Source organism: Oleiphilus sp. HI0132 (assembly GCF_001635845.1).
On the sequence record NZ_LWGJ01000460.1, the window covers coordinates 1 to 1,243 of the forward strand.

Below are 1,243 nucleotides of genomic sequence, written 5' to 3' on the forward strand. Positions count from 1 at the left end.
CGATTGAAGCCGCTATTCTCGCATCGGCTTTACATGCCTTGCTGGGTATTCCGCTATCGATCGGGTATTTCATTTGCGCTGTGGCGGTTATCCCTATTGTGATCCGGGGGATTACCACTATTTCGCGTTTTCAAGTCGGGACGCAAACTCTGTGGTTACTATTACAAATCGCGGCAATCGCTACCGTGATCATTGTCGAATATGATACTTTGCCTGCTTGGACAGACTATCAGCCAAAGGGCCTTAGTAATGCAGGTGAATTCAATTGGCTATTGTTCGGCGCCGCTGCTTCAGTATTTTTTGCCTTGGTTGCTCAGATTGGTGAGCAGGTAGACTATCTACGCTTTCTTCCTCCTAAGACTGAACAGAATAAGAAAAAGTGGTGGTTTTGGTTGGTCTTATCAGGGCCAGGCTGGATCTTTATCGGTTTGCTGAAAATGCTCTTTGGCTCCTTTATCGCTTATATTGCGATTACAGAAGGGGCTACTTATGTGGTCGCCAGCGACCCGACTTATATGTACGAACGTGTATTTAATTACCTGACTAACTCACCGTCAATGTCGCTTATTTTAGCTGCGGTTATGGTGATTATCTGCCAGATGAAGATCAACGTAACGAACGCTTATGCCGGGTCGATAGCTTGGTCTAACTTCTTCTCGCGGGCAACTCACAGCCACCCTGGGCGGGTTGTTTGGTTGGTCTTCAATGTGACAATTGCTTTGATTCTGATGGAGTTAGGTGTGCATGAGGCACTCGAAGCAATTTTGGGGGTTTTCGCTATTGTCGCAGTGAGTTGGCTAGGCTCGCTTACTGCAGACTTATTGATTAACAAACCACTTGGGCTCAGCCCCTCTTATATCGAGTTTAAGCGAGGTCACCTCTATGATGTTAACCCGGTTGGTACTGTTTCAATGGTGGCTGCCTGTATTCTTGGTTTAGCTGCATATCTTGGGGTGTTTGGCGAGACAAGTAAGAATCTTAGCCACTTTATTTCTTTGTTAGCCTGTTTCATCTTTGTGCCACTGATCGCTTATATTACCAAAGGAAAGTATTACTTAGCGCGACAGTCCCCAGAGCTTATTCCCATTATAGAGGAAGCGAAAACCAGAGCTTCGTCGGGTGCTGCACCGTCACCATACCCGTCTATTGGACCGACGCTTACCTGCGGCGTCTGTGACAATGACTTTGAAGTGGAGGACATGAGTTATTGTGGCGTTTATGCTCAGCCTATATGTTCGCTCTG

At 46.7% G+C, this 1,243-nt stretch carries 1 protein-coding gene; it reads left to right on the forward strand.

Annotated elements, in window-relative coordinates; genetic code table 11:
• Positions 1–1,243 (forward strand): cytosine permease (locus A3766_RS30485; protein ID WP_369808603.1); only part of this gene is annotated, 1,243 nt, incomplete at both ends.